The organism is Aquabacterium olei (assembly GCF_003100395.1).
Lineage (GTDB): Bacteria > Pseudomonadota > Gammaproteobacteria > Burkholderiales > Burkholderiaceae_C > Aquabacterium > Aquabacterium olei.
Genome location: NZ_CP029210.1, coordinates 3,086,410 through 3,112,081 on the forward strand (window position 1 = coordinate 3,086,410; position 25,672 = coordinate 3,112,081).

Here is a 25,672-nt window from a genome sequence, read left to right on the forward strand (position 1 = left end):
CACCGAGGACACGCTGACAAAGTTCACAGCCTGTTGAGGTACCCACAAGCACCGAAGAACAAAGTCGGTCGCTGCAGGGACCGATCGATACAATGAAAAGTTGTTGTGACAACGGCAGACTCACGAATCGAGCACGGGATGGTTCAGAACATTGGATGGGTATTTCTGTCAGTGAGCACGGTGGCCTTTCTCGCCTGTGCGCTCCTCGTGCTGACGCAGCGGTGGCACGGAAGGCTCTCGCTTGACAGAGACCTGGAGGGCGCGCAGAAGTTTCATAAAGTTCCCGTACCGCGGGTGGGAGGATTGGGCGTTGCGCTTGGGCTCGGTGCGGGCGTTCTCGTCGGGGTGATGATCCATTCACGGACCCATCCCACCGCCTTCAGCCTGCTCATTTCAGCATTGCCAGTTTTTGCAGCAGGGATCATCGAAGACCTGACAAAGAACGTCTCGGCGCGACGGCGTCTTGTCGCCTCTTTTGTATCTGCGGGACTCGCTGCCTATGCCCTTGATGCTGAATTGGTGCGCATCGATGTTCCGCTCGCAGACGATCTCATCTCGCTGACCCCCGTGGGCTTCCTATTTACCTGCTTTGCCGTAGCGGGCATGACAAACGCGGTGAATATTATCGATGGGTTCAATGGTTTAGCGTCGGGCACCGTGGCACTAATGCTTGGGGGGCTGGCGGGAATCGCTTTGCACCTCGACGACATCGTCCTTATGAAACTGTGCTTGTGGGGAGTCGCGGCACTAATTGGCTTTATGCTCCTAAACTTCCCTTTCGGGAAAATCTTTATGGGAGACGGCGGCGCCTACCTCGCCGGCTTTTGGGTAGCTGAATGCGCCATCCTACTGCTGGCCCGCCATCCAGGCCTGTCCACTTGGGCGGTACTCCTGTGCGTGCTTTACCCTGTTTGGGAAACTTTGTTCTCCATTTGGCGCAAGAGTATCCATCGCAAAACGGGCGCCGGAAGACCGGACAGAGTTCATTTCCATATGTTGGTCTACAGACGCATGGTGAGCCTGAAGTTGGGACGGTCTGCTCCCCAATGGCGCAAACACGCAATGACCAGTGCCTTAATTTGGTCTTTGCCAGCCACATGCTCCGTCGTGGCGAACATTGCGGCACGCTGCGCGGACGCCACACTAATTTCGATCTCCAGTCTGGCCATCTTCGGTTGGGTCTATGGATTTTGGTACCGCAAAATGACATTACATCCGAGTGGAATCGACGCGACATCTTCGATTTCAAATAGGCAAAGAACTGTAAGCTAAACAACGGACAGCGCATAGCACAACATGCCGGGCTTACCCCCATGAGCGGAGTGAACGTCGCATTAAAAACCAAGCTTTTCGCCTTCAATTCAGTGGCGCAGGCGGGAGCCGCTCACGCGCCAACACCTGAACAGACTGCACCGTAAAATCGCACTAGTAAAGGCGCAATAACCTCGCTTTGCACGGCCCCGGCACTTGGTTAAGCCACTCTGCCAAAGAAGAGGAATCAAATCCTTGCTAAGGATAGCGCTGGCACCAAAGCATTGCTCGCCGTTAAGGAGTCCGTGCCGAAGACTCCGCTGGCGACCCCGACAAGTCGATCCAAGTCTTCTCCGGACAATCTTATAATGGATAGAAGATGCAGACCAAAAGATATGCCCTCCTCATCAAACCCAAGTTTTGGAAACTTTTTCTGGCAGGCGCAAAACCAACCAAAATACTAGATCTTGGGATTGCAAATCGTTCTTACAACGAGACTAAGGCGCTCTTTCCTGGCGCGATATACCACGGCATCGACTTCGTTGACCATCGCATTCAAATGCATGATCAAGATCGATTCTTTCAACTCGACCTCGAAGCGAACGCAGATTTACTAGCCTCCTTAGACACGTACGACGCCATCATAGCCAATCACGTGCTGGAACATCTGCAGAATGGAGATCGCGTTTTTGATCTATTGTGCAAAAGACTAAGGCCCGGGGGTTTTTTGTATGTAGAGTTTCCGTCAATAAAAACCGCATACAAGAAAAAAAATCGACTGAACTACCACTTTCACGATGACCCAACACACAAACGGTTTTATTCAATCACGGCGCTTGCAAACACCGCAATTGAGAATCAGTGTCGGGTACTAAGTTGCGGCCCGATTTCTACCCCCTTGAAAGACTTACTTGCGATCCCTAGAGGCATCGTGTCGACCTTAAACGGCAAAGGCTGGGGGGCAGCCACTTTGCATCTCGAAAGGAAGATAGACCATTTGTTTTTGCAGAAGCCCACTTGAATTAGCAGAAACTTGCTCAAATCACGATTCGAGAGACCAGCGTTATGTATTGACCCAGCGGTTTCTGCACAGGTCAGGCTGCTAAAGCATAAGCCTCAGCGGGGGTCTTCATGCCCAGCGCTTGGTGAGGGCGCCGGTGGTTGTAAAAGCCGATCGTAAGCTCCCCCTCTGAGTAGACAAGCTGAAAATAGAGACTTCCGCATCTTCGAGGAAGAGCGATGAGGAAGTCGAGATTCACAGAGAGCCAGATCCTGGCGATCCTGAGCGAGGGCGAGGCGGGCTTGGCCGTGGTGGAGGTCTGCCGCAAGCACGGCATCAGCTCGGCGACGTACTACCAATGGAAGAGCAAGTACGCGGGCATGTCGGCCAACGAGCTCAAGCGCGTCAAGGAGCTCGACGCGGAGAACGCGCGGCTCAAGCGCATGTACGCCGATCTGGCGCTGGAGAACGCTGCGATCAAGGACGTGCTGTCGCGAAAATTGTGACGCCGATCGCCAGGCGGGCTGCGGTGCAGATCATGGTCGACGAACATCATCTGTCCCGTGTGCGCGCCTGCCAGGCCGTGGGGCTCCCGCGGTCGGCGCTGTACAAGCCCACGACGGATCGGGCGGCCAAGGATGCGCCGGTCATTGACGCGATCAACGTCATGCTGGAGAAGCGCCCGCGCTGGGGCTTTTGGAAGTGCTTCGACCGGCTTCGGCAAGACGGGCACGGCTGGAACCACAAGCGGGTGTACCGCGTGTACTGCGCGATGCGGCTGAACCTCAAGCGCAAGGTTCGGCGCCGCGTGCTGACGCGCGAGCGCCAGCCGCTGCTGGCCAGCTCGGAGCTCAACCGCGTCTGGGCGCTGGACTTCATGCGCGACACGCTCTACGACGGCAGGCCGTTCCGGACGCTGAACGTGATCGACGAGGGCAACCGGGAGGCGCTGCGCATCGAGTGCGGCACGTCGATCCCGTCGTCGCGCGTGGTTCGCGTGCTGGAGCAACTGGTGGAGATGTTCGGTCGGCCTGAGGCGATCCGCCTGGATAACGGCCCCGAGCTGACCGTTGAGGCCTTCGTCGACTGGGCCGAGAAGAACGGTGTGAAGCTGCTGTTCATCCAGCCCGGCAAGCCCAACCAGAACGCGTTCATCGAGCGCTTCAACCGCAGCTTCCGCCAGGAGGTGCTCGATGCTTGGCTGTTCAACGCAATCAGCGAGGTTCAGACCGCTGCCGACGACTGGCTGACCGACTACAACGAATACCGGCCGCACGACTCCCTGGGCAACGTGCCGCCGGTGGTGTTCAAACCCAGGGTGTTCAACCAGGAAGTCTCTACTTCTGGACTGTCTACTTGACAGGGGAGCTTACGGGTTGAGATCGAAGGCCCCGGCTGGCCTCCGAGATCGTGGTCTTGCCCTGGATGATGTCCAGGACCAAGGCCGTCTTACGCTTGGCTGTCCAGCGCTTGATGTCGTCTTCCATCAGGGTGCTCATCGTCGTTTCCTTCAACGTTAACACCTGAGCAGGAATTCACTGGGTCAACACACGCAAGCCCGAGATGGCAACACTCTTGTATACGAGGCCCTCAGGACGTGCAGAACGCGAACAGAAGAAACAGGAAACTAGCCAAGACCCCGGAAAGTATCCGAACCCACAGCTGGTCAGAATACACGTCCTGGGAAACATTCTTAAGGCCTGCCAAACGGACCAGGAAAGGATCAACAAAAAGGACCAACGTGATAGTATTTACCCCATTCAAGACGGAGGTCAGGCCCATTATAAATCCTCGATTATCTGGGTGGCGACTTATCAAAAGCATGGTAACAGGCCACGCAAGATAATAAGGTATATAAGAAAGTACGGTTACAATAACCAACCTGCGCGCAGAAATAGAGCGCCCCAAGAAACGCCCTCTTCTTCGCATAGAGACAAGCTCCCTCCGAAACGGGAAATAACCACCTCGGGTTAGCATGCTGCGCAGAATGCCAATATAGTTCGAGGCAATCCAATCTCGAAACAACAGCACGAGCAGCAAGGCACAGGGAACGCCAAGGGACAAAAGAAAAAGAAATATGTAACCGACATCTGAGATGAGCCCCTTATCCGCCATATAGCCAAGCATTGGCATAAAAACGGCCATCAGCATGCGAGACAGCAACGAGAGCCCGCTCTGCAGGGAAAACCCGCCTGCCAAGCTTCCTATCTGAATTCCCACATACCGAGCGATCGATGTACTGGCCTCAATTGCACACAGCGTGGACAAGATGAAGAAAAGCACAGCCATCGCCCACTCCGCCGAATGATGAGCGCCGGCGATCACCCGAGGTTCCTCCCCAGTGCGTACAAAAATCGAGCTCTAACCTCCCTTAGAGAGCCGCCTCTATGATGCGGCTCGAAAGCAACTAGGTCATATTTCTGCAGCGCCTCCAACGGCGTACGACGAACAAGGTCGAGACGCCGAAAAACTTTCATAGGCATTGCACGAACTCCGCCTTTCAAGAGTGCCCAGCAAGCATACACCTGGTACTCACTGAACTCTCCGGCGTCGAGCATGGCAAGCGCATGGTCCACCCATTTATCGACCCCACCAAAGCGGGAATCGAGCATACCAACCAACAACGACCTATTAAAAAGCATCTGATTGGTTATGAAACTCTCAGCCCTACTAAATTCTGTGCCGAGCACGTTCCGGACATAGGCATCGTAGACAGCCTCAATATTCCTTGGAGTGTAGTAAACAGCGCCCGCATCAAGAAACTTACGGTCTGCAATTACACTGTCGCCATCGAGGATAAGCAGACTCTCGTAACCCAAGGTAAGTACAACCTGATATTTGAGGCACTGCTGATAGATCCATCCCGGACGGGGGTGCACGCACTTCGCGAAGAACTCTCGCGAAGGTAGAAAATCGTCATCCCGATGTAGCTTGACGTCCCTCACCTTCGTATAAGACCTCTCGGGTGTCACGACATGAATAGGGGCTCGTAGCCTGGTCGAAACGAAACTGATCAGCGCTTCATTCACTTCCTTCGCGATTATCGCGATGGGCACCTTAGAATTATCCGGCATAGATTACAACCCGTTTTCTTCGGCTAACGAAGTGCGCCGCCACTCATTTTTTGCATCCAGCAAAACCTCGCCCGGCAATAAGAAATCTCGATCCCTCTTATTCGTGAATTGCTTAGGACTCACCAGCACTCGCGCAGATAGAGGGCCAGACCCAAGCAAGTAGCCCCAGAACGAGAAAGTGCTATTACCGATAACACAAAACCTAAAAGCACCTAGGCGACGAAAATCATCAAGCAAATCAGAAGAAGGACGCTCTATAGCAGAGAACTGGAGGCCGAATCGCGCCACTGAATAGCGAAGAACCGCCCTCGCGTAGTCTGGATCGTCTGTAATGCAGCACAATTCTCTGCCCGCCCCCTGAACTTCAATGAGATCCTTAATTGCGTGGAAATAGTATTTCTCATCGACAACTTTATGCAATGGCACATTGAGGAAGTCCCCCCCTCGGACGTGAACCCCAATTACATCACCATCTCGCGGCTCTTGGCCTCCGGAATGCGGAATAGCCGCTTTGATAATATCTGCAATCCGCAATAACTCCTTGACATCCCATCCCGATTGGTAGTAGCCATCAAGAAACAGCAAGGAAGGCATTGATCTCCCATCGCCACACAATCGAGAGAATTTGGCATCGGTAACCGACAAGAATGGCAACCAGCGCCCGATCCTTAACTTGTCTATGAGCGCAGCACCCAACGAATTTTCAGATGCGATGCTCAACTGCTTAATTTTTCCAAAATCAAGCAGTCTCGCAATATCAAGCCCTCTAACGGACGCGTACTTGGTGAGTCCATTCGGGACCAGTACGATCTGCCGTTCCTCACTGGCCGCGAGGAGTAAAGCCGCAGCAGTTTGAAAGAGTTGATTTCCCAACCCACCGGCGAGCCTGACGTATATCATAAAGCAGTCATCGTAGTTAAAGCCTATACTTCACAACAGATGCGTCGCCGCTCACATAAAGTCGCGGAGAATATAGCAACCGCTTCCACGCAGAGAAGATCAGAAAAAGAATAAAAAAACAGCCAGCCTTCCAACCAGGAAGGCCCTCCACCACATAATAAAGTCGCCAAACGCTAAGAGAAGCCTTGAACTTACTACTTGACCTGGAATTCTTCACCACGCGATATCTTGCGAAGTCACCTGGGCATCTAAACGCCGGACCGTAAAATCGAATCACTCTTGACCATGCCAAAAAGTCCTCCGCCCGGACAGACGGGTTTATTTCCGGAAAACGGAAGTCTTTTACTACATCTCGATTTATAACAACCGTCAAGCAACCCATGAATCTGGTTGTGTGATGAAGCGTCAAACCAATACGCGATGGTCCGCGCAGCAAGCGCCCAACGCGGGTTCCATCTTCGCTCATGTGCCGGTAGTCCGTGAAAGAAATGCCGCATTGACTCTCGACCATGAACGCCACTTGCCGCTTCGTCTTACACGGAAGCCAGAGATCGTCCGCATCCAAGAACGCCAAAAAACGACCTTGAGCTAACTCAATCGCTTTATTTCTGGCCACGATAGGGCCGGACCTACATTCCAGGCGATGAATCTTTAACCAAGGGCGCCCACGAGATAGAGCTTCTAACTCGGACCACGACCCGTCGTCCGAGCAGTCATCAACGATGATATGCTCGAGTTGAAAATCTTGACTCTCCACACAAGACAACAGGCTTGGCAAAAACTTTTTTGCATTAAAGCAGGGAGTGATAACGCTCACGAGCGGAAGATTACCAATCCCATCTTTGCATGCTGCGCTATCGTTTTGAACGAGATAGTTAAGCGGCATTCTAGCTCTTACGTTGGCGCCGGAAATACTCTGCCATGCATATCGTTGCGACAAAGGCCGGCTTTCCGACGGTAACCAGGAAAAATACACCAAACACGCCGACACACAAAAGCGCGTCCGCCACCACATTGCGGCTCGCTTTGGAACAAAGGACTGTTGCCAATGGCTTCGACACAAGCAGAACAGGCGCCACCAGACCGGCCCACCAAAAATCGAGTATTAGGTTCGCCACCGGAGAATAAGGCTTAATGCTGGTTAGTTCACCGGTATACCGCCAGTGCCCCAGGTTCTCAACATCGTACCCCAATCTAGAAATAAATTCTAAAGAGCTAACGTCCCACATACCAAAACCTACCCAAGAAGGCAGATATAAGAGCGAGGAATATGCCGCCAAAACGGACGGAAGACGGAAACCAGAAAGCGACGTAGCCATAAGAAATGCATCCCAACTCCAATCATCAAATATAGCGAAAAAAGAGAGAGCAAGTGATATTATTCGAGAATCCTTTTCAAGCACAGAGGAAACCACTAGTGCAATTACCATGGAAGAAACTATCGCCAGAATAGGCCGCCGGATGGAGGCAAACAATATCGCAACCATCAAGTAAACGTACCCAACGCCAGCACCAGCGAAAAAAACTGTCGCAAGAAAACTAAAGGCCGCGAGCCATCTCATTCGTAGATCGCCCTCAACGGCGACCAGGTACATCGGGAGCAATATAGACTGTAAAGCGTGCGATGGTTCTGTACTCACGAAGGATATACCTCTCCCGATGTCGGAGAGCGCGACCGCACTGGAACGAGGGAGCAACAGACCCAGAAAATAAGCCAGCGAATCACTGGCAAATTCTGAATACTGCATAAAACCAATGATGAGATGAAAAGATAGTATTCCTACGGGCACCGAGAGGGGGCCCGTCCACCCCCACTTAAGGTAATAGGCGCCGACAACGATCAACTGAATATATGCGATGCCAGCCTGCGCCGCAGATTCCACCGATGCACCGCCGGCCCATCCATACGCAACACCTAGCGCTAGCGCAAGAAAAACAAGAACCGTCGCATTTTTTGAGTAATCGGACCGCAAACCGAAGAGCGCCAGCGCCAGCGCCAGAGGAAATACACTCGATTCGCCCGGGTGGGCATGAAAAGTGACGTCGGAGAAGGAAGCAGCAAGCAGAAGCATCACTTCTACTATCTTCACAAGTTGAGGCCGCCCCACCATCCTCGGACGTCGAGTCATGCCTATCCTAAGTCTCACCACGCCGCTTCCTGTCGCTCAGAAAGTAAACCAGCATCGCTAGCAAGGTAAGAGAGGAACCGACTACCACTATCTGCCGCAAAGCAGGTTTACTTGGCTTTTGAGGGGGCTTCGCGACGTCTACTTGCTGCAAGAGTGGCGCCTCTTTAGCAGCCTCTACGCGCGCGATCTCCAAGTGCTTTTTCAGTGAATCAAGGGCGCCGGTTGCGGCGACGTAGTTCCGATAAGAATTGGCGACCTGGTCTTGCTCTTCGTCTTGACCGGTTTTGGAAAGCTTCTGTGATTGTGACGCGAGACCCAGCGCGTCGATTTCCGCGCGCAGACGTTTTACCTCAATCGAGTTGTCGGTCGCGAATTTCTTCATCGCAGACAATTCGGCTTGCTTCGCCTTTAATCGCAATTCCGCCTCCACGCCACTTCGAACGTCAGCCTCCACCTGCGGCCGAACGGGACGGAAGGCAAACCTCTCTTGAAGTTGCAGAAAACGGCGCTCCGCGTCCGACACCCGGATTTCGGCACGATCAACCTCCTCCAGCAAGAAAATGAGTCTTTGCTTCGCCTCTGTAACGGCAACTCTATTTAAGACGCTCTTCAATGCTGCAAAGTACGTGTTAGCTACAAGCGCGGCACGCTCCGGGCTCTCGTCTTCATAAGTTAGCCCTATAAGACCCGACTTTTTGTTAAGCACAATCGAAGTCCGCTTGAGGAGCACCTCTCTAGCATCTTCTTCAAGAGTAATTTTCGACGCCTTTTTTACGTCTGTATGGGCCAGCACATAATCCAGAGCTGATCTAGTTTTAAGTAATGATGAGTACAACTCGTCTTGCTGTGGAGCTGCACCACCTGCCACCAGCATTCCCACTTGAGCAAGAGCATTAGCGTTACCCGATAGAGCGGCCTGGGGGGGGAGAATTGTGGTTTCCGCAACAAACCTCCTTGGGAAAAAAAAGGCCGTTATAGTCGTGAACGCGACCCCAATTAAGAGAATAGCAATGTACACCTTCGGGTGACTCTTGAAATCCTCAACGAAATCTTTTCTAGCCATCAATCCCTCAGTGTCTTGATCGCAGCAGCCCCTAGGCTGAACTGGTAAATGATCTGCGTAATGTCCTTTGCACTGCGCGTGAACAAACTCCATGCGCTCTCATGATCTGTCTTCTCAGGCAAAACGATTACATCCCCGGGCATGACTTTGAACCTGCGGATATTACTGAACCAACCACTGGCATGGTTGGACATCACACTGCCATCGCTCCTCAGCACGAACGATTCGCCCACATCAGCACCGCCAGTCAACCCAGATTGATCGAGATAGTCCTGCACGGATGCACCTTGACGCCAGATCAAGGCAGACTCTGTATTGACTGACCCCAGCACGTAAACGAAGTCCGGGCGCGAAGGAATAACCAGGCGGTCCAGATTCTCAAGCCGGAGACTGGGCAGGCTGTCTGATTGGTTGCTCGCATCGCTCAGCCCCAACATAATCCGCCCGGTGGGCCTCAGGCTACGCAAGCGTTCAAGAGCCTGACGCTGCGCCCTGGCCTCTGCCTGCAGCCGAATCTGCGCCGCCGCCGCATCGCTCGACGACACGCTCGCCGCCGAAGAGCTGAGTCGCGTCTCCACCTGCGCCTCCAGGCGGCGCACCAGTTGCTCCAGATTGGCCGTCTGAGCGCGCCTCACCTCTTCGCGGTAAAACGCCGCCCCGAAGAGGTAAGCGTCCGGCGTCATGCCGCCTGCCTGCGCGATGAGTTGTTGCAGTCCATCACCCGGCTTCATCTGATAAACGCCAGGGCGGTGCACCTCGCCCTCCACGCGAACAAAAACCTGTCGCTTTGCCTGGGGCACGCGCACATCGGTCGCCGAGAACACGGTCACGATGTCTCCCGGTTGCAGCGGCAGGTTATCCGGCCCTGAAGGGTTGTCCAGCGCGTTACCGAGGCTGAAGGGGATGAGCTTGACCGACACCTTGGCCGTATCGACCCGCTCCACCACCGCGTAATCCATGTTGATTTCATCAACCAGATTCCCGATCCGGCTGGCCAGCGTGTCGGCACTGTCACCAACGGGCTTTTCCTTCTGCCCCGACTTCTGCTGATCCGTCTCGGCAAGCCGGGCAAAGGCGTCCGAACTTGCGTTGCGCTTGTCGTCCTCGCTCAGCAGAACATCGTTCTGGCGCTTCACCGAAGCCCTCGACATCAGGAAGGCCCGACTCGGGATTAGGTCGGTGATCCGCATGTTGGCTTTCCAGGGGCTGCGCGTTGCCTGCGCCACATTGCCGCGCAGCGTGACGGCGTTACCAAACTCGGGGACCAGTTCCGAAACGGTCAGGATGTCGCCACTCTTCAGCGGCGTGGACAGCCCCTTGGCATCCAGCGCGAAAACATCAACCGAGCGTGCGGGTTTCTTGCTGGGGTCGACCCTGTCCAGCTGCGCGCGCTTGGGATCGGCCACCACGGGCAGCCCCCCAGCCACGGCCAGCATGGCCCCCAGTGTTTCGCCTTCTCGCGCCAGTTCGAACACGGCCGCATTCGTCACCTTGCCCGAAAGTGCCACAAAGCCTTTTGCGGGCGGAATCACGATCGTGTCGCCATCCTGCAGTCGAATGTCAGCCGCCTTGTCACCCTTTGCCAGGAACGCGTAGAGATCCAGCTCGGTCACGACCTTGTCGCCTCGCTTGACCTGAACGCGCCGCATGCTGCCGTTCTGATTGGGGCCACCGCTGGCAAACAGCGCCGACACCAGGGTCGATGTGCTGCCCAAGGTGTATGACCCGGGCTTCCGGGCCTGCCCCACCACGTACACCGTGATGCCCTTGAGTTGCCCCAGCGTGACGCTGAGCTGGAAGTCCTTGTAGTACTTCCCGACGGCCGCGCGAACCACGTCTTCGGCCTGCGCGCTCCGGATCCCACTGAGGTTGACCTTGCCAACACGCGGTATGTGGATCAGCCCGTCGCGATCCACCGTGGTGCGGACGTCGATGTCGACCGAGCCCCAGCCCCGGATCTGAACTTCGTCCCCCGGCCCCATTCGATAGTCGGGCGACACGGGAACATTGCCTTGCGGCACGTAGGTGGCAGTGGCCTGATTGAAGAAACTGACGCCATACAGGGGCAGGGCCTGACCCGAAGTTTCGAGCACGAAGCGCTGGAAATCGTTCGGCGGCAACACCTGTTGTCGGGCCTCGGGTTGCGGCGGAGCCAGGGGCGCCTGCTGCACCGCGGGGCGAGGATCAAGCAGGCGAATCGTCGGCGTCATGCCGCCGCCGCTCGTCGGTGGCAGAGAGAACCCGCCGCTCGATAGGTCCGGGCTCACTGTCGGCGCATCACCCGCACCCGTTTCCGGAAACATCCCTTGTCGCTGCGCCAAGGCCGGCCCCACGGCCAGGCTCGCGGACAGGCAAACGATGAGAAGGCGAGACATCGGATTCAGCTGGCGCACGACATGCATTCCTGTTGCTGCTTTGATAGGTATGGGACGATTGTAGGGGGGTACCCTCGCGTGCCAGAGACTGCGGCGCGGGGAAATCTCACGCTCGTGCCGCGGCGGGTGTCACGCACGATCCCTTCGTGGCACGGCCGCTTCCCGGCGTTTCTGCCCGCATCGCGCACAATCCCCGGTTCTGTCCTCCCTCCCTCTCCAGAAGCAGTAGCCATGAAAACCTACCAGTGCATCGTTTGCGGCTTTGTGTATGACGAAACCCAAGGCATCCCCAGCGAAGGCATCGCGCCCGGCACGAAGTGGGAAGACGTGCCCGACACCTGGCTGTGCCCGGATTGCGGCGTCGGCAAGTCCGACTTCGAAATGATTGAGATCTGACCGGAGCGGTGCCCATGTCTTCTGATGCGGTCGTCATCATCGGCGCTGGCTTGGCCGGCTGGAACCTGGCGCGCGAGCTGCGCAAGGCCGATCCCGCCGTGCCCATCGTGGTCGTCAGCCGCGACCACGCCGGTTTCTATTCGAAGCCGATGCTGTCGAACGCGCTCGCCGGCAAGAAGACAGCGGCCACGCTGGTGATGAAGCCAGCCGAGAAGATCGGCGAAGAGGTGCAGGCCCGCGTGCTGCCGCACACGACCGTCACCGCCATCGATGGCGAGGCCCGCACGGTGAGCCTGTCGAACGGCGAGACGCTGGCCTACCGCGATCTGGTGCTGGCCCTGGGCGCCGACCCGATCCGCCTGCCGCTGGAGGGCGATGCCGCCGACACGGTGCTGTCCGTGAACGACCTGGACGACTTCGCCCGCTTTGCCGACCACCTGGAACAGGGCCCGACCGGCCAGCCCGTGCAGCGGGTGGTGATCCTGGGCGCGGGCCTGATCGGCTGCGAGTTCGCCAACGATCTGCTCGCGCGCGGCATCGCCCCCACGGTGATCGACCTGGCCGATCGCGCCCTGCCCCGCCTGTTGCCCGTTGAGGCCAGCCTGCGCCTGCAGGACAAGCTGGTGGCCGCCGGGGCGCAGTTCCGCTTTGGTGTCGGTGCGCAATCGGTGCAACGGGGGCCGAACGGCCTGGTGGTGACGCTGAACGACGGCACCACGCTGGAAACCGATCTGGTGCTGTCGGCCATCGGCCTGAAGCCCCGAACTGACCTGGCCACGGGCGCGCACGCCAAGGTGGCCCGCGGCGTGGTCGTCGACCGCCTGCTGGCCACCACGGTGCCGCACATCCACGCCCTGGGTGATTGCACCGAGGTCGAAGGCACGCTGCTGCCCTATGTGATGCCGCTGATGCAGCAGGCCCGTGCGCTGGCGGCCACCCTCGCTGGCCAGCCCACCCCGGTGAGTTATCCCGCCATGCCCGTGGCCGTGAAGACGCCGGCATGGCCCACGGTGGTGTGCCCGCCGCCCGCCGACGCCGAAGGCCAATGGCAGGTGACGGCCACCGAAGAGGCCCTGGAAGCCCGTTTCACGGCGGCCGGCGAGCCCGAGCGGCTGCTGGGCTTCGTGCTGCAGGGTAAGGCCGTGAGCCAGCGCCAGGCGCTGGCCGCCCAGGTGCCGCCGCTGCTGGCCTGAGGCCCCACGCAGCCCGCCGGGTTCACTGCCTTTGAACCCGTACCCTGATTGCGTTAACCTTGAGCCCCTTTTTCTTCAGCGCGTCCATCAGGTCGGGCTGAAGCTGGCGCAGCTTGGCTGACACGGCCGAGTTGGCGGCTAGCAGGGTCCAGCCCTCGTCATCCAGAGCGCCAGACCGCACGTGGGCCGCCATCGCTGGCGGCAGACAGGCTTTGACGACCTCCAGGCATTCCTGCGACGCTTTCAGGCGCGACAGCAGGCTGCCCAGCGCGCCCGCACGCTGCATGGCGCTCTGAACGGGCGGAACGTCAGGCACCATGGGCCGCAGCACGGCCGGCCGGAAGGTGCCGGTCGGGCGGGAGCCGGTGGGGGGCTTGTCTCGCGTGCTCATGGAGAGGGGATGTACCGCAGTTCGAGGTGAAGGGGCAACAGGCCATGCAGATTCTGATCACGACGAGCGCACTCAGCCGCCCCCGTATTGTGCAGTTCACGCCCTGGGGGCTGGTGCTGACCTTGCTGGCGCTCGCCATCCCGATGATGGTGCTGAGCCTGGCGCTGTACCACGCGGTGGTGCTGAAGGCGGCACACGAACGCTGGCCGGTGATCTCCGAAGCGGTGCGCTACTTCGAGCGCCAGGACCGCGCGCAGCGCGACCGCTATGTGCGCGAGAACCTCGACGCCATGGCCGAGAAAGTGGGCGACCTGCAGGCGCGCCTGCTGCGCCTGGAAACCGTGAGCGAGCGCGTGGCCGGCATGGCGGGCATCAAGCCCGATGAACTCAAGCGCATGGAAGCCGCCCCGGCCGGCCCTGCCGGCGGCCCGCTGGTGAGCCTGCGCGAGCCGCGCGCATCGGCCGCGTCCCTCGACGACCTCAGCCACAGCCTCGACCACCTGCAGTCGTTGAGCGACCGGCACGCCGACGTATTCACGCTGATCGAATCCCGCCTGTTCGAGAAACGCCTGGAGGCGTTGATGGTGCCCAGCTCGGCCCCGGTGAACGGCCCGGTGGGATCCGGCTTCGGCTTTCGCTCCGACCCCTTCACCGGCCGCCCGGCACTGCACACCGGGCTCGACTACCCGGCCGACGTCGGCACACCGATCCTGGCGGCCGCGGGGGGCGTCGTCGTGTCGGCCGGACCGCACCCTCAGTACGGCCTGCTGGTGGAGATCGAACACGGCAAGGGCCTGATGACGCGCTACGCGCACACGTCGCGCATGCTGGTCAAGCAAGGTGACATCGTCAAGCGCGGCCAACAGGTCGCCGAGGTGGGCAACACCGGGCGCTCGACCGGGCCGCATCTGCACTTCGAGGTGCTGGTGGAAGGCGTGCAGCAGAACCCGGCCAAGTTCCTCGCGCAGCAAGGCGGCACACCCGTTGCCCCGCGCGTGGCGGGGGCCAGGCCGATGCAGTTACAGTAAGCGCCGATGACGCTCCGCAAGGCCCCCCGCTGGGGCTGGCACCTGCTGCTGGCCCTGTTGATGCTGCTGATGCAGCAGGGGGCGGTGCGCCATGGTGTGGCCCATCACCTGAAGGGTGAAGAGGGCGCCGCGGCGCACCAGATCTGTCTCGACTGCCTGGCGTTCCACGCGGGCGACCAGGCCGTGGCCAGCGACACCACAGTGGTGCCGTTGCTGGCCTTGCAGCATGGCCCCACTGTGGCCGTGCTGCCCACGGACCGCACGACCGCCGCGCCTGCGGCCTATCTGGCCCGCGCCCCTCCCTCCCTCGGCTGACACCGTTCTGTTCTGTACGCAGGGGCCCACCGGCCCCTGCAACCCGTGTCTGTCTGACCCGGCGCGCCTTGACGTGCGCCGGGCGTGGAGTTTTTTTCATGTTTGCCCCCTCTCTCTCTGCGGCCCGTGTCCGCGCCCTGACCCTCGCCATGGCCTCGGTCGGACTGATGAGCCCCGCACTCGCCAATCCCACGCTGGCCGATGTGCAACGCCAGTTGGACGAATTGCGCGCGCAGTACGACGCCCGCATCCAGGCCCTGGAGGCGCAACTGAAAGCGGCGCAAGCCCGAGCCGCGCAGCCGGGGCAGTCGACCGCGCAAGCCCTAGAAGCCCCCGCCGACGGCGCAGCCCCCAGCCCGGCGCCCGCCACACCGCCGGCCACCTTCGCCCGCAAGGCGCGGCAAGCAGCCGACAACAGCTTCAACCCGCAGGTGTCGCTCATCCTCAGCGGCGTCTACACCAACCTGCAGCGTGACCCCGAGAGCTGGTCGATCGGCGGCTTCCAGCCCGGTGGCGAGGAGATCGGCCCGGGCGAGCGCGGCTTGAGCCTGGCCGAGTCGGAACTGGTGCTGAGCGCCAACATCGACCCCTGGTTCTACGGCAAGGCCACCCTGGCCGTGACCGGCGACAGCGAGATCGAGGTGGAAGAGGCCTTCGTGCAGACCCGTGCCCTGCCGGACGGCACCACCGTGAAGGCCGGCCGCTTCTATTCCGGCCTGGGCTACCTGAACGAGCAGCATCCCCACACCTGGGATTTCGTGGACGCGCCGGTGGTGTACCAGGCCATGCTGGGCGGCCAGTTCAAGCAGGACGGTGTGCAGGGCCGCTGGGTGCTGCCCACCGACCAGTTCGTGCAGCTGGGGCTGGAGCTGGGCCGGGGCAATGGCTTCCCGGGCACGGAGCGCAACCGCAATGCGGCGGGCGCCCTGACCCTGACCGCGCACACAGGCGGCGACATCGGGATCAGCCACAGCTGGCGAGCCGGCGCGAGCTGGCTGCAGACCAGCGCGCAGGGACGGGAGTGGCAAGACACCAACCTTGATGGCGACACGGTGCGCAACAGCTTCACCGGCAAGAGCCGCATCTGGGCCTTGGATGGCGTGTGGAAGTGGGCGCCGAACGGCAACGCCACGCGCACGAACTTCAAGCTGCAGGGCGAGTACTTCCGTCGGAAGGAAACAGGCAACGTCAATTACGCGTTGAATGACGACGGTGTGAGCGCCAATTCAGACGCCTACCGCAGCGCCCAGTCCGGCTGGTACGTCCAAGGCGTCTACCAGTTCATGCCGCGCTGGCGCGTGGGCCTGCGCCACGAGCAGCTCGACAGCGGCACCGTGAACTACGGTGGCAATGGCGCCTTCCTGAGCAACCCGGACCACCAGCCCAAGCGCACCAGCGCCATGGTGGACTGGTCGCTCAGCGAGTTCAGCCGCTGGCGCCTGCAGTACAACCAGGATCAGGTCCGTCTGGGTGGCATCAAGGACAACCAGATCTTCCTGCAGTACATCATGAGCCTGGGGGCCCATGGCGCCCACGCCTTCTGACATGCGAAGGGAGATCACCATGCATCACCGCTCCTTGAGGGCCTTGCAACGGGCAGGGGCTACAGCGTGGCTGGCCCTGGCCGCCACGCTCGCCACACCGGCCCACGCCCTGCAGGTCTTCGCGTGCGAGCCCGAGTGGGCCGCGCTGACCCGCGAGCTGGCTGGCGACAAGGCCACCGTCTACACCGCCACCACGGCCCTGCAGGACCCGCACCAGATTCAGGCTCGCCCCAGCCTGATCGCGGCAGTGCGCAAGGCCGAGTTGTTGGTCTGCACCGGCGCCGAACTGGAAGCCGGCTGGCTACCCGTGCTGCTGCGCCAGGCCGCCAACCCGGCCGTGGACGACGGCAAGCCTGGGCAACTGATGGCCGCCGACTTCGTGCGCAAGCTCGATGTGCCGACCCGGCTCGACCGGGCCGACGGCGACGTGCACGCCGCCGGCAACCCCCACATCCAGACCGACCCGCGCAACATCGGTCTGGTGGCGCAGGCGCTGGGGCAGCGGCTGACCCAGCTGGACCCGGCCAACGCCGCGCACTACCGCAGCCGGCTGGCAGACTTCCAGACCCGCTGGCAGGCAGCCACCCACCGCTGGACGCAGGCCGCCGCACCCCTCAAAGGCGTGCCGATTGCGGTGCAGCACCGCGGCTTCCCCTATCTGGAAGCGTGGCTCGGCCTGCAGCAGGTGGCCGCGCTCGAACCCAAGCCCGGGGTCGAGCCCAGCAGCGCCCATCTGGCCGATGTGCTGCGCCAGCTGCAGCAACAGCCTGCGCGGATGATTCTGCGGGCTGCCTACAACGAGGGCCGGGGCGCACAGTGGCTGGCCGAGCGCGCCCGCATCCCCGTGGTGACGCTGCCGTACACCGTGGGTGGCAGCGAGCGGGCCAAGGACCTCTTCGGCCTGTTCGACGACACCCTGGACCAGCTGCTCAAGGCCACCGGGCCCACGAAGTAAGGCGCATCGATGCTCGACCACTGGCACCCGCTCGACTGGAGCATCGTCGGCCCCGCCCTCGTGGCGGGGCTGCTGGTGCTCGCCACCCACGTGCCGCTGGGCATGCAGGTGCTGCGCAAGGGCATCGTCTTCATCGACCTGGCGATCGCCCAGATTGCCGGGCTGGGCGTGATCGCGGCCGATGCCCTGGGCTGGGAAGCGCAGGGCTGGGGCGTGCAGCTGGCGGCCGCCTCGGCCGCGCTGGTGGGTGCCGCGCTGATGACCTGGCTGGAGCGCCGCTGGCCCGACGTGCAGGAAGCCCTGATCGGTGCCCTGTTCGTGCTGGCCAGCAGCGTGGGCCTGCTGTTGCTGGCGGGCAACCCGCACGGCGGCGAGCACCTCAAGGACCTGCTGGTGGGCCAGATCCTGTGGGTGACCCCGTCGCAGCTGCTCGGCATGGCCGCCCTCACGGCGGTCTTGCTCGCGCTGTGGTTCGGCGCCCGCGAGCGGCTGGGCAGCACCGGCTTCTATGTCCTCTTCGCGCTGGCGGTGACGGCCTCGGTGCAGCTGGTGGGCGTCTACCTGGTTTTCAGCAGCCTCATCATGCCGGCCCTGGCGGTGCGGCGCGCGCCCACCCGGTGGCGACTGCCGGTGGCGTGGGGGCTGGGCGCGACGGCCTACCTGCTGGGCCTGGCCCTCTCGGCGGTGCTCGATCTGCCGTCGGGCGCCGTCGTGGTGGTCGCGATGGCCGCGTGTGCGATGGGCGTGGCCAGCCTCATGCCCACCGCCAGGTCCGCGCCTGAAGCCTGACGCGCCTGCCCACCTTCCCCCCGAAACCGGGGCGGGGAAAGCCCCCCGCAGCGGCCCCGGCCACCGTCGCAGGGGCGTCACCCCCGGGTGCTACACTTTTTCGCTTTGGTTGACTGGGGCAAGGTGCCCCCGCCAGCCGGCGTGCAAAGCCGATCGATTGGATAGATTCCTCCATGTTGCCCAAGCTTCTCACTTCGATTTTTGGTAGCCGTAACGAGCGCCTCCTGAAGGAATACCGTCGCACGGTGGCCAAGATCAATGCGCTGGAGCCCACCTTCGAGCCCCTGAGCGACGAGCAGCTGCGTGCCAAGACCGACGAGTTCAAGCAACGCATCGCCGGTGGCGAGTCACTCGACGCCCTGCTGCCCGAGGCCTTTGCCGTCGTGCGCGAAGGCTCCAAGCGTGTCTTCAAGATGCGCCACTTCGATGTGCAGCTGCTGGGCGGCATGGCCCTGCACAACGGCAAGATCGCCGAAATGCGCACCGGCGAAGGCAAGACGCTGACCGCCACCCTGCCCGTCTACCTCAATGCCCTGACCGGCAAGGGCGTGCACCTGGTCACCGTCAACGACTACCTGGCCCGCCGCGACGCCGAGTGGATGGGCAAGCTCTACACCTTCCTGGGCCTGTCCGTCGGCATCAACCTGCCGCAGATGCCCCGCGAGGAGAAGCAGGCCGCCTACAACGCCGACATCACCTACGGCACCAACAACGAGTACGGCTTCGACTACCTGCGCGACAACATGGTCTACGAGTTGCACGACCGCGTGCAGCGTGGCCTGAACTACGCCATCGTCGACGAGGTGGACTCCATCCTGATCGACGAGGCCCGCACCCCACTCATCATCTCGGGCCAGGCCGAAGACCACACCGAGATGTACGTGCGCATCAACGCCGTGGTGCCGCACCTCAAGAAGCAGATCGGTGAAGCCGACCCGCGCACCGGCGAAGGCGTGATCGAGCCGGGCGACTTCACGGCCGATGAAAAATCCCGTCAGGTGTTCCTGACCGAAGAAGGCCACGAGAACGCCGAGCGCCTGCTGGGCGAAGCCGGCCTGCTGGCCGAAGGCGCCTCGCTGTACGACGCGGCCAACATCTCGCTGATGCACCACCTGTACGCGGCGCTGCGGGCCCATCACCTGTACAACAAGGACCAGCACTACGTCGTGCAGAACGGCGAAGTCGTCATCGTTGACGAGTTCACCGGTCGCCTGATGTCGGGTCGCCGCTGGTCCGATGGTCTGCACCAGGCCGTGGAAGCCAAGGAAGGCGTGCACATCCAGGCCGAGAACCAGACGCTGGCCTCGATCACCTTCCAGAACTACTTCCGCATGTACGGCAAGCTCGCCGGCATGACGGGTACGGCCGACACCGAAGCCTACGAATTCCAGTCCATCTACGGACTGGAAACCATTGTCATCCCGCCGAACCGGGTGCTGGCCCGCAAGGACCAGCTCGACCTCGTCTACAAGACCGCGCAGGAAAAGTACAACGCGATCATCGCGGACATCCGCGAGTGCCATGGCCGCGGCCAGCCCGTGCTGGTCGGCACCACGTCGATCGAGAACTCCGAGCTGATCTCGCAGATGCTGACCCGCGAGAAGCTGCCGCACCAGGTGCTGAACGCCAAGCAGCATGCCAGCGAGGCCGTGATCGTGGCCCAGGCAGGCCGCCCGGGCATGATCACCATCGCGACCAACATGGCCGGCCGCGGCACCGACATCGTGCTGGGTGGCAACGTCGAGAAGGACGTGCAGCTCATCGAGGCCGACGCGTCGCTCGACGAGGCCGCGAAGACCGCGAAGATCGAAGCCCTGCGCCAGGAGCAGGTCGAACTGAACGCCAAGGTCAAGGAACTGGGTGGCCTGCGCATCATCGCGACCGAACGCCACGAATCGCGCCGCATCGACAACCAGCTGCGTGGCCGTGCCGGCCGCCAGGGTGACCCGGGCTCCTCGCGCTTCTACCTCTCGCTGGACGACCCGCTGATGCGCATCTTCGCGGGCGACCGCGTGCGCGCCATCATGGACCGCCTGAAGATGCCCGAAGGCGAAGCCATCGAGGCCGGCATCGTGACCCGCTCGATCGAAAGCGCACAGCGCAAGGTCGAAGGGCACAACTTCGACATGCGCAAGCAGCTGCTGGAGTACGACGACGTGTCGAACGACCAGCGCAAGGTGATCTACCAGCAGCGCAACGAGATCCTGGAATCGGTGGACGTGGCCGCGTCGATCGCCAACCTGCGCAAGGGCGCCATCACCGACGTGGTGCGCACCTTCGTGCCGGCCAACAGCCTGGAAGAGCAGTGGGATCTGGCCACGCTGGAACGCGTGCTGACCGACGAATGGCAGTTGGAGGTCGACCTGGTGAAGTGGGTCGAGACCGCGACCTCGGTGGAAGACGACGACGTGCTGGAGCGCGTGCTGGCCGCCGCCGAGGCGGCCTACCAGGCCAAGGTGGCGCTGGTGGGGGCCGAGCAGTTTGCCGGCTTCGAGCGCATGGTGCTGCTGCAGTCGATGGACAGCCACTGGCGCGAGCACCTGGCCGCGCTCGACTACCTGCGCCAGGGCATCCACCTGCGCGGCTACGCCCAGAAGAACCCCAAGCAGGAATACAAGCGCGAGGCCTTCGAGCTGTTCGGTCAGCTGCTGGACGTGGTCAAGATGGACGTGACCCGCACGCTGATGACGGTGCGCATCCAGAGCCGCGAGGAAGCGGCGCAGGCGGCCCAGGCCATCGAGAACCAGGGCGAGAGCTTCATCAACGTCACCTACACCCATCCGAACGAGGATGGCTCGGTGGCGACCGAAGCCGACCCCACCACGCAGGCGGACGCCCTGCCCCGCGTGGGCCGCAACGACCCCTGCCCCTGCGGCAGCGGCCAGAAGTACAAGAACTGCCACGGCAAGCTGGCCTGATCCGCCCGCGCCTGAGAGACCGACACCATGCCCGTCAACCTGACCGCCCCCAACCCCGCTGACCTGCACCCCGTTCCCGGCGTCAAGCTGGGCATCACGATGGCGGGCGTGCGCAAGGCCAACCGCCGCGACTTGACCGTGATCACACTGGAGCCCGGCAGCGCCGTGGCCGGCGTGTTCACAAAGAACCGCTATTGCGCCGCCCCGGTGCAGCTGTGCCGCGAGCACCTGGCCGCCAACGCCGACATCCGCGCGCTGGTGATCAACACCGGCAATGCCAACGCCGGCACGGGCGAAGACGGCCTGGTCCGCGCGCGCCAGACCTGCATCGCCATGGCCCGTCTGCTGAACGTGTCGCCCGAGCAGGTGCTGCCGTTCTCGACCGGCGTGATCATGGAAACGCTGCCGGTGGACCGCATTGAAGCCGGCCTGCCCGCCGCCCTGGCCGATGCCAAGGCCGACAACTGGGCCGTGGCCGCCGAAGGCATCATGACGACCGACACCCTCCCCAAGGGTGCCTCGAAGCAGGTGCAGATCAGTGGACAGACCGTGACCATCACCGGCATCAGCAAGGGCGCCGGCATGATCAAGCCCAACATGGCCACCATGCTGGGCTACCTGGCCACCGACGCGAACATCGCGCCGGCCCTGCTGCAGCCGCTGGTGACCGAGGCCGCCAACGCCTCGTTCAACCGCATCACCATCGACGGCGACACCTCGACCAACGACAGCTTCGTGCTGATCGCGACCCGCCAGGCCAAGCACGCCGAGATCAACAGCCTGGACTCGGCCGATGCTCAGGTGCTGCGCGCCGCCCTGATCGAGGTCGCCCAGAAGCTGGCCCAGGCCATCGTGCGCGACGGCGAAGGCGCCACCAAGTTCATCAGCATCACGGTGGAAGGCGGCCGTGACGAGGCCGAGTGCGCACTCGCGGCCTATGCCATTGCCCACTCGCCGCTGGTCAAGACCGCGTTCTTCGCCTCCGACCCCAACCTGGGCCGCATCCTGGCCGCGGTGGGCTATGCCGGCATCGACGACCTCGACCAGAACCTGATCGAGATGCACCTGGACGACGTGCACGTGGTGACGAAGGGCGGCCGCAACCCTGCCTACCGCGAGGAAGACGGCCAGCGCGTGATGAAGCAGAGCGAAATCGGCATCCGCGTGAACCTGGGCCGGGGCACGGCGCAGACCACCGTGTGGACCTGCGACCTCTCGCACGACTACGTGAGCATCAACGCCGACTACCGCAGCTGATTGCGGCCGGGGCACTTGAAACGGGGCGGAACAGCCCCATGTTCCATTCAGACCAGCAAGGTCGGACGATCCGGCCTACAATGGTCTTCTTTTCCTGGGGCCGACCTGGTTTCGACGTGGGTACGGATTCGGGACAGGGCATGTCGAGGACCAGCCACCTCGTAAATCCATCTGGAAACAAAGTAACTGCAAACGACGAATCGTTCGCACTCGCCGCTTAACACCGGTGAGCCTCTCGACAGTTGGCCTATGGGCTGTGTCTGAGTCGCAAGACAAAGACTGAGAGGTCATTCACATAGGCTGGGTCTGAGCCGGGTCACTCGGTTCAGGTCGAGATTCAGTGACTGGCTGACCTGGTAGCGTGCCGCTGCGCGATCAGGTTGGTGAGATCCAAATCAGACGGCTACACATGTAGAACTGCTCGATGATGGCTTACGGACGGGGGTTCAATTCCCCCCGGCTCCACCACACACCTGAAAACCCGACCCTTGGTGGTCGGGTTTTTTTATGGGCGCTGCGCCACCGGCCGAGCTGCCTTGCGCTGTCGCAAAACACATGCTGCGCGTGCGCCTAGGATGGTGTTGCCCCTGCACCATCACGGAGCCTTCTATGCGCTCACGGTCTTGCCTGCTCGCCATCCTGCTGTCCTGCGCGCTGGTCACCGCGCGCGGGGAGGAGCGCCCCGCGGATGCGCAACCCGTACCCTGCTCGGCCGGCAAGTCCCTCGGCAACCGATACACCCCGGTGAACCTGTATCTAGGCGCGGTCGAGTGCGCGAAGCAGCCAGCCACGTTCGAGGCGGCCACGAACATGTTCGTGTTGGCCGGCGTCTACGGGCGCTACGACATCCTTCGGGTGAAGGACGAGTCAGCCCACCAGGCCGTGTCGGTGATGCGCATGGCCATAGACGGCCACCTCAGCAACGCCTTCCGCCAGCATCTGCGCCACATGGCGGGCTCGGAGCTGGGCAAGCTGCAGCTGTGTGCCATGGTGCAGCGCGCCGGCCCACCGGCCTACTTCCCGAGCTACATGGTGCAGCACGGGCTGCATTCCACACAGGCCGCACTGCAGGGACGGGCGCCGGCCTCCCCGCTGCACGAAGACCTGGACACGCAGGCCGCCTGGACCGAGGCCGTGGAAGGCTATCTGCACTGCCGCGAAGCCCGGTAAGCAGCGCGTTCAGCCCTCGACCGGCAGCACCAGCGTTTCCTTGATCTCTTCCATCACCACGTAGCTGCGCGATTCGGTCGCGCCCGGCAGCTTGAGCAGGATCTCGCCCAGCAGGCGGCGGTACTGCGACATCTCGGCAATGCGGGCCTTGACGAGGAAGTCGAAGTCACCCGAGACGAGGTGGCACTCGAGCACATGGGGCACGTGGCCGATCTGCGCCTTGACCTGGTTGAACACCTCGTCGGACTTGATCGCCATCTTCAGCTCGACGAACACCAGCATGGCCTGGCCCACGGCCCCGGGGTTCAGACGTGCGTGGTAGCCGGTGATCACGCCTTCGCGTTCCAGGCGTCGCACGCGCTCGGTGCACGGGGTGGGCGACAGCCCCACGCGCTCGGCCAGCTCGGTCATCGAAAGCCGGCCTTCCCGCTGCAGGTGGGCAAGGATGCGGCGGTCCAGGCGATCGAGTTCTCGGGTCATGGTGGCTTTCCCCCGCGTGACTTTGTTTGGTAGTGATTTTCACTGCAGAGCGCCTGCCATGGCAACAAAGTCAGTGAAAAGCCCCACACCCGTTTTCTTACAGTGAAGCCGTGGGCCTTGGACGGCCCGTGAGGGGTGTGACATGGACGTGATCGTGCTGGGGGGCGGGGTGATCGGCACCACGACCGCCTTCAGTCTGGCGAGGGCTGGCGCCCGCGTGACGGTGCTGGAGCGCCAGCCCGGCGTGGCGCTGGAAACCAGTTTTGCCAACGCGGGACAGGTGTCTGCGGGCTATGCCACACCGTGGGCCGCCCCAGGCATCCCGTTGAAGGCGCTGAAATGGCTGTGCCAGAAGCACGCGCCGCTGGCCATCCGGCCCGATGGCACGCTGTTCCAGGCACAGTGGATGGCCCGGATGCTGATGGAATGCCGCGCCGACCGCTACGCCGTCAACAAGACCCGCATGATGCGGTTGGCCGAATACAGCCGCGACCGCCTGCGCGCCTTGCGGGCCGAGCTCGGGCTGGATTACGAGGCGCGCAGCCTGGGTACGCTGCAGCTGTTTCGCACCGAGGCGCAGCTGGCTGCCGCCGAGCGGGATGTGGCCGTGCTGCGCGAACTCGGTGTGCCCCACCGCCTGCTGACGCGCGAGGCGCTGCACACCGTGGAGCCCGCTCTGCACGCCGTGCGCGACCGCCTCACGGGTGGCCTGCAGCTGCCCAACGACGAAACCGGCGACTGCCATCTGTTCACCACCCGCCTGGCTGACCAGGCCCGCGCGCTGGGGGTGCAGTTCCGCTTCGGGGTGCAGGTGCAGGGGCTGGAAACGCAAGGCAGCCAGGTGCGTGCGGTGCTGACCGACGAGGCCCGTCTGCCGGCCGACCAGGTGGTGGTGGCGCTGGGCTGTGGCAGCCGCGCCCTGCTGCACGACCTGGGCCTGGATCTGCCGGTGTACCCGGTGAAGGGCTACTCGCTGACGTTGCCGCTGGCCGATGAGACCCGCGCGCCGGTGTCCACCGTGCTGGACGAAACTTACAAGGTGGCGATCACGCGCTTCGATCGTCGCTTGCGCGTGGGCGGCATGGCCGAGCTGGCGGGCTTCGACATGCGGCTGGACCCGCGCCGGCGCGCCACGCTGGAGAAGGTGGTGAACGACCTCTTCCCGGGCGGCGGCGTGATGGAGACCGGCCAGTTCTGGACGGGTCTGCGCCCGATGACGCCGGATGGCACGCCCCTGGTCGGCGCCACCGGCTTCCGCAACCTGTGGACCAACACCGGCCACGGCACGCTGGGTTGGACGATGGCCTGCGGCTCGGCCGATGTGCTGGCCGACCTGGTGATGGGACGGCGCCCGGCCATCGATGTCGAGGGGCTCTCGCTGGCGCGCTGGCAGCGCGGCGTTCAAAAGTTTGCAATGAAGCCGTCAGCCGCCACGCCATGATGG

General features: G+C 61.9%; 23 protein-coding genes, 1 other RNA gene and 1 pseudogene. 15 read left to right on the forward strand and 10 right to left on the reverse strand.

Annotated features, from left to right (window positions below):
• Nucleotides 1-138: 138 nt before the first annotated feature.
• From DEH84_RS13830 to DEH84_RS13840, 3 genes are all read left to right on the forward strand, one after another.
• Nucleotides 139-1,272 carry an MraY family glycosyltransferase gene (locus DEH84_RS13830; protein ID WP_109037379.1) on the forward strand — a complete coding sequence of 378 codons (1,134 nt, stop codon included), beginning with the start codon at nt 139-141 and terminating at the stop codon, nt 1,270-1,272.
• A gap of 358 nt (nt 1,273-1,630) precedes the next feature.
• A complete protein-coding gene (locus tag DEH84_RS13835; protein WP_109037380.1) occupies nt 1,631-2,272 on the forward strand; it encodes a class I SAM-dependent methyltransferase in 642 nt (213 codons plus the stop codon).
• 218 nt (nt 2,273-2,490) lie between these two features.
• Nucleotides 2,491-3,611 (forward strand): IS3 family transposase gene (locus DEH84_RS13840; RefSeq protein WP_425428960.1). Its coding sequence is split into 2 segments (ribosomal slippage): nt 2,491-2,755 and nt 2,755-3,611, totalling 1,122 coding nucleotides; the frame shifts between segments, so codons are not numbered across the junction.
• Between the two features lie 31 nt (nt 3,612-3,642).
• On the opposite strand, the pseudogene DEH84_RS13845 reads toward DEH84_RS13840, so the two are convergent.
• The 8 genes and pseudogenes from DEH84_RS13845 to DEH84_RS13875 form a co-directional block, all read right to left on the reverse strand.
• Nucleotides 3,643-3,750: pseudogene (locus tag DEH84_RS13845) on the reverse strand (DUF1153 domain-containing protein); the annotation flags it as partial.
• Nucleotides 3,751-3,841: 91 nt separating this feature from the next.
• On the reverse strand, nt 3,842-4,576 hold the full coding sequence (locus DEH84_RS13850; protein ID WP_109037382.1) for a hypothetical protein: 735 nt from the start codon (nt 4,574-4,576) through the stop codon (nt 3,842-3,844).
• Nucleotides 4,573-5,325: a hypothetical protein gene (locus tag DEH84_RS13855; RefSeq protein ID WP_109037383.1), complete on the reverse strand. Its 753-nt coding sequence runs from the start codon at nt 5,323-5,325 to the stop codon at nt 4,573-4,575. The genes DEH84_RS13850 and DEH84_RS13855 overlap by 4 nt, the downstream gene beginning before the upstream one ends.
• Before the next feature lie 3 nt (nt 5,326-5,328).
• Entirely contained in the window at nt 5,329-6,225 is an 897-nt protein-coding gene (locus DEH84_RS13860; RefSeq protein ID WP_109037384.1) for an alpha-1,2-fucosyltransferase, read from the reverse strand.
• Nucleotides 6,226-6,241: 16 nt separating this feature from the next.
• On the reverse strand, nt 6,242-7,111 hold the full coding sequence (locus tag DEH84_RS19765) for a glycosyltransferase family 2 protein (RefSeq protein ID WP_159098970.1): 870 nt from the start codon (nt 7,109-7,111) through the stop codon (nt 6,242-6,244).
• Nucleotide 7,112: 1 nt separating this feature from the next.
• Nucleotides 7,113-8,297, reverse strand: a complete 1,185-nt coding sequence (locus tag DEH84_RS19150) for a hypothetical protein (protein ID WP_159098971.1) — start codon at nt 8,295-8,297, stop codon at nt 7,113-7,115.
• 64 nt (nt 8,298-8,361) lie between these two features.
• Nucleotides 8,362-9,417 (reverse strand): GumC domain-containing protein, encoded by a 1,056-nt coding sequence (locus DEH84_RS13870; RefSeq protein WP_159098972.1) that lies wholly within the window; start codon nt 9,415-9,417, stop codon nt 8,362-8,364.
• Complete coding sequence (locus DEH84_RS13875; protein WP_245932593.1) at nt 9,417-11,819, reverse strand: SLBB domain-containing protein; 2,403 nt, start codon at nt 11,817-11,819, stop codon at nt 9,417-9,419. Before DEH84_RS13875 ends, DEH84_RS13870 begins: the two co-directional genes overlap by 1 nt.
• A 204-nt stretch (nt 11,820-12,023) precedes the next feature.
• Between DEH84_RS13875 and DEH84_RS13880 the strand changes: the two genes are divergently transcribed.
• Together DEH84_RS13880 and DEH84_RS13885 are read left to right on the forward strand one after the other, a co-directional pair.
• Nucleotides 12,024-12,188: a rubredoxin gene (locus tag DEH84_RS13880; protein ID WP_109037387.1), complete on the forward strand. Its 165-nt coding sequence runs from the start codon at nt 12,024-12,026 to the stop codon at nt 12,186-12,188.
• 14 nt (nt 12,189-12,202) lie between these two features.
• Entirely contained in the window at nt 12,203-13,381 is a 1,179-nt protein-coding gene (locus tag DEH84_RS13885) for an NAD(P)/FAD-dependent oxidoreductase (protein WP_109037388.1), read from the forward strand.
• Between the two features lie 22 nt (nt 13,382-13,403).
• Here DEH84_RS13885 and DEH84_RS13890 read toward each other — a convergent pair whose 3' ends face one another.
• A complete protein-coding gene (locus tag DEH84_RS13890; RefSeq protein ID WP_109037389.1) occupies nt 13,404-13,772 on the reverse strand; it encodes a DciA family protein in 369 nt (122 codons plus the stop codon).
• Between the two features lie 44 nt (nt 13,773-13,816).
• Here DEH84_RS13890 and DEH84_RS13895 point away from each other — a divergent pair, with 44 nt between their 5' ends.
• The 9 genes from DEH84_RS13895 (at nt 13,817) to DEH84_RS13935 (ending at nt 23,748) form a co-directional block, all read left to right on the forward strand.
• Nucleotides 13,817-14,800, forward strand: coding sequence for a M23 family metallopeptidase (locus DEH84_RS13895; RefSeq protein ID WP_109037390.1), 984 nt, complete (start codon nt 13,817-13,819; stop codon nt 14,798-14,800).
• 6 nt (nt 14,801-14,806) lie between these two features.
• Nucleotides 14,807-15,115 (forward strand): hypothetical protein, encoded by a 309-nt coding sequence (locus tag DEH84_RS13900; protein WP_109037391.1) that lies wholly within the window; start codon nt 14,807-14,809, stop codon nt 15,113-15,115.
• A gap of 98 nt (nt 15,116-15,213) precedes the next feature.
• Nucleotides 15,214-16,659: a TonB-dependent receptor gene (locus DEH84_RS13905; protein WP_109037392.1), complete on the forward strand. Its 1,446-nt coding sequence runs from the start codon at nt 15,214-15,216 to the stop codon at nt 16,657-16,659.
• A gap of 19 nt (nt 16,660-16,678) precedes the next feature.
• Nucleotides 16,679-17,614, forward strand: a complete 936-nt coding sequence (locus DEH84_RS13910) for a metal ABC transporter substrate-binding protein (RefSeq protein ID WP_109038403.1) — start codon at nt 16,679-16,681, stop codon at nt 17,612-17,614.
• Between the two features lie 9 nt (nt 17,615-17,623).
• On the forward strand, nt 17,624-18,403 hold the full coding sequence (locus DEH84_RS13915) for a metal ABC transporter permease (protein ID WP_109037393.1): 780 nt from the start codon (nt 17,624-17,626) through the stop codon (nt 18,401-18,403).
• Nucleotides 18,404-18,576: 173 nt separating this feature from the next.
• A complete protein-coding gene (secA, locus tag DEH84_RS13920; protein ID WP_109037394.1) occupies nt 18,577-21,321 on the forward strand; it encodes a preprotein translocase subunit SecA in 2,745 nt (914 codons plus the stop codon).
• Between the two features lie 27 nt (nt 21,322-21,348).
• Nucleotides 21,349-22,578, forward strand: coding sequence for a bifunctional glutamate N-acetyltransferase/amino-acid acetyltransferase ArgJ (argJ, locus tag DEH84_RS13925; RefSeq protein WP_109037395.1), 1,230 nt, complete (start codon nt 21,349-21,351; stop codon nt 22,576-22,578).
• Between the two features lie 96 nt (nt 22,579-22,674).
• Nucleotides 22,675-23,046, forward strand: a transfer-messenger RNA (tmRNA) gene (gene ssrA / locus DEH84_RS13930).
• A gap of 141 nt (nt 23,047-23,187) precedes the next feature.
• Nucleotides 23,188-23,748: a hypothetical protein gene (locus DEH84_RS13935; RefSeq protein ID WP_109037396.1), complete on the forward strand. Its 561-nt coding sequence runs from the start codon at nt 23,188-23,190 to the stop codon at nt 23,746-23,748.
• 9 nt (nt 23,749-23,757) lie between these two features.
• On the opposite strand, the gene DEH84_RS13940 is transcribed toward DEH84_RS13935, so the two are convergent.
• Nucleotides 23,758-24,228 (reverse strand): winged helix-turn-helix transcriptional regulator, encoded by a 471-nt coding sequence (locus DEH84_RS13940; protein WP_109037397.1) that lies wholly within the window; start codon nt 24,226-24,228, stop codon nt 23,758-23,760.
• Between the two features lie 142 nt (nt 24,229-24,370).
• Between DEH84_RS13940 and DEH84_RS13945 the strand changes: the two genes are divergently transcribed.
• Complete coding sequence (locus tag DEH84_RS13945; RefSeq protein WP_109037398.1) at nt 24,371-25,669, forward strand: D-amino acid dehydrogenase; 1,299 nt, start codon at nt 24,371-24,373, stop codon at nt 25,667-25,669.
• Nucleotides 25,670-25,672: the final 3 nt, after the last annotated feature.

Excerpts from the sequence above, each read along its gene's own strand:
- DEH84_RS13830 (WP_109037379.1), top strand. The coding sequence starts at position 139 with ATGGTTCAGAACATTGGATGGGTATTTCTGTCAGTGAGCACGGTGGCC.
- DEH84_RS13835 (WP_109037380.1), top strand. The coding sequence starts at position 1,631 with ATGCAGACCAAAAGATATGCCCTCCTCATCAAACCCAAGTTTTGGAAA.
- DEH84_RS13855 (WP_109037383.1), bottom strand. The coding sequence starts at position 5,325 with ATGCCGGATAATTCTAAGGTGCCCATCGCGATAATCGCGAAGGAAGTG.
- DEH84_RS13860 (WP_109037384.1), bottom strand. The coding sequence starts at position 6,225 with ATGATATACGTCAGGCTCGCCGGTGGGTTGGGAAATCAACTCTTTCAA.
- DEH84_RS19765 (WP_159098970.1), bottom strand. The coding sequence starts at position 7,111 with ATGCCGCTTAACTATCTCGTTCAAAACGATAGCGCAGCATGCAAAGAT.
- DEH84_RS19150 (WP_159098971.1), bottom strand. The coding sequence starts at position 8,297 with ATGCTTCTGCTTGCTGCTTCCTTCTCCGACGTCACTTTTCATGCCCAC.
- DEH84_RS13870 (WP_159098972.1), bottom strand. The coding sequence starts at position 9,417 with ATGGCTAGAAAAGATTTCGTTGAGGATTTCAAGAGTCACCCGAAGGTG.
- DEH84_RS13875 (WP_245932593.1), bottom strand. The coding sequence starts at position 11,819 with ATGCATGTCGTGCGCCAGCTGAATCCGATGTCTCGCCTTCTCATCGTT.
- DEH84_RS13880 (WP_109037387.1), top strand. The coding sequence starts at position 12,024 with ATGAAAACCTACCAGTGCATCGTTTGCGGCTTTGTGTATGACGAAACC.
- DEH84_RS13885 (WP_109037388.1), top strand. The coding sequence starts at position 12,203 with ATGTCTTCTGATGCGGTCGTCATCATCGGCGCTGGCTTGGCCGGCTGG.
- DEH84_RS13890 (WP_109037389.1), bottom strand. The coding sequence starts at position 13,772 with ATGAGCACGCGAGACAAGCCCCCCACCGGCTCCCGCCCGACCGGCACC.
- DEH84_RS13895 (WP_109037390.1), top strand. The coding sequence starts at position 13,817 with ATGCAGATTCTGATCACGACGAGCGCACTCAGCCGCCCCCGTATTGTG.
- DEH84_RS13900 (WP_109037391.1), top strand. The coding sequence starts at position 14,807 with ATGACGCTCCGCAAGGCCCCCCGCTGGGGCTGGCACCTGCTGCTGGCC.
- DEH84_RS13905 (WP_109037392.1), top strand. The coding sequence starts at position 15,214 with ATGTTTGCCCCCTCTCTCTCTGCGGCCCGTGTCCGCGCCCTGACCCTC.
- DEH84_RS13910 (WP_109038403.1), top strand. The coding sequence starts at position 16,679 with ATGCATCACCGCTCCTTGAGGGCCTTGCAACGGGCAGGGGCTACAGCG.
- DEH84_RS13915 (WP_109037393.1), top strand. The coding sequence starts at position 17,624 with ATGCTCGACCACTGGCACCCGCTCGACTGGAGCATCGTCGGCCCCGCC.
- secA (WP_109037394.1), top strand. The coding sequence starts at position 18,577 with ATGTTGCCCAAGCTTCTCACTTCGATTTTTGGTAGCCGTAACGAGCGC.
- argJ (WP_109037395.1), top strand. The coding sequence starts at position 21,349 with ATGCCCGTCAACCTGACCGCCCCCAACCCCGCTGACCTGCACCCCGTT.
- DEH84_RS13935 (WP_109037396.1), top strand. The coding sequence starts at position 23,188 with ATGCGCTCACGGTCTTGCCTGCTCGCCATCCTGCTGTCCTGCGCGCTG.
- DEH84_RS13940 (WP_109037397.1), bottom strand. The coding sequence starts at position 24,228 with ATGACCCGAGAACTCGATCGCCTGGACCGCCGCATCCTTGCCCACCTG.
- DEH84_RS13945 (WP_109037398.1), top strand. The coding sequence starts at position 24,371 with ATGGACGTGATCGTGCTGGGGGGCGGGGTGATCGGCACCACGACCGCC.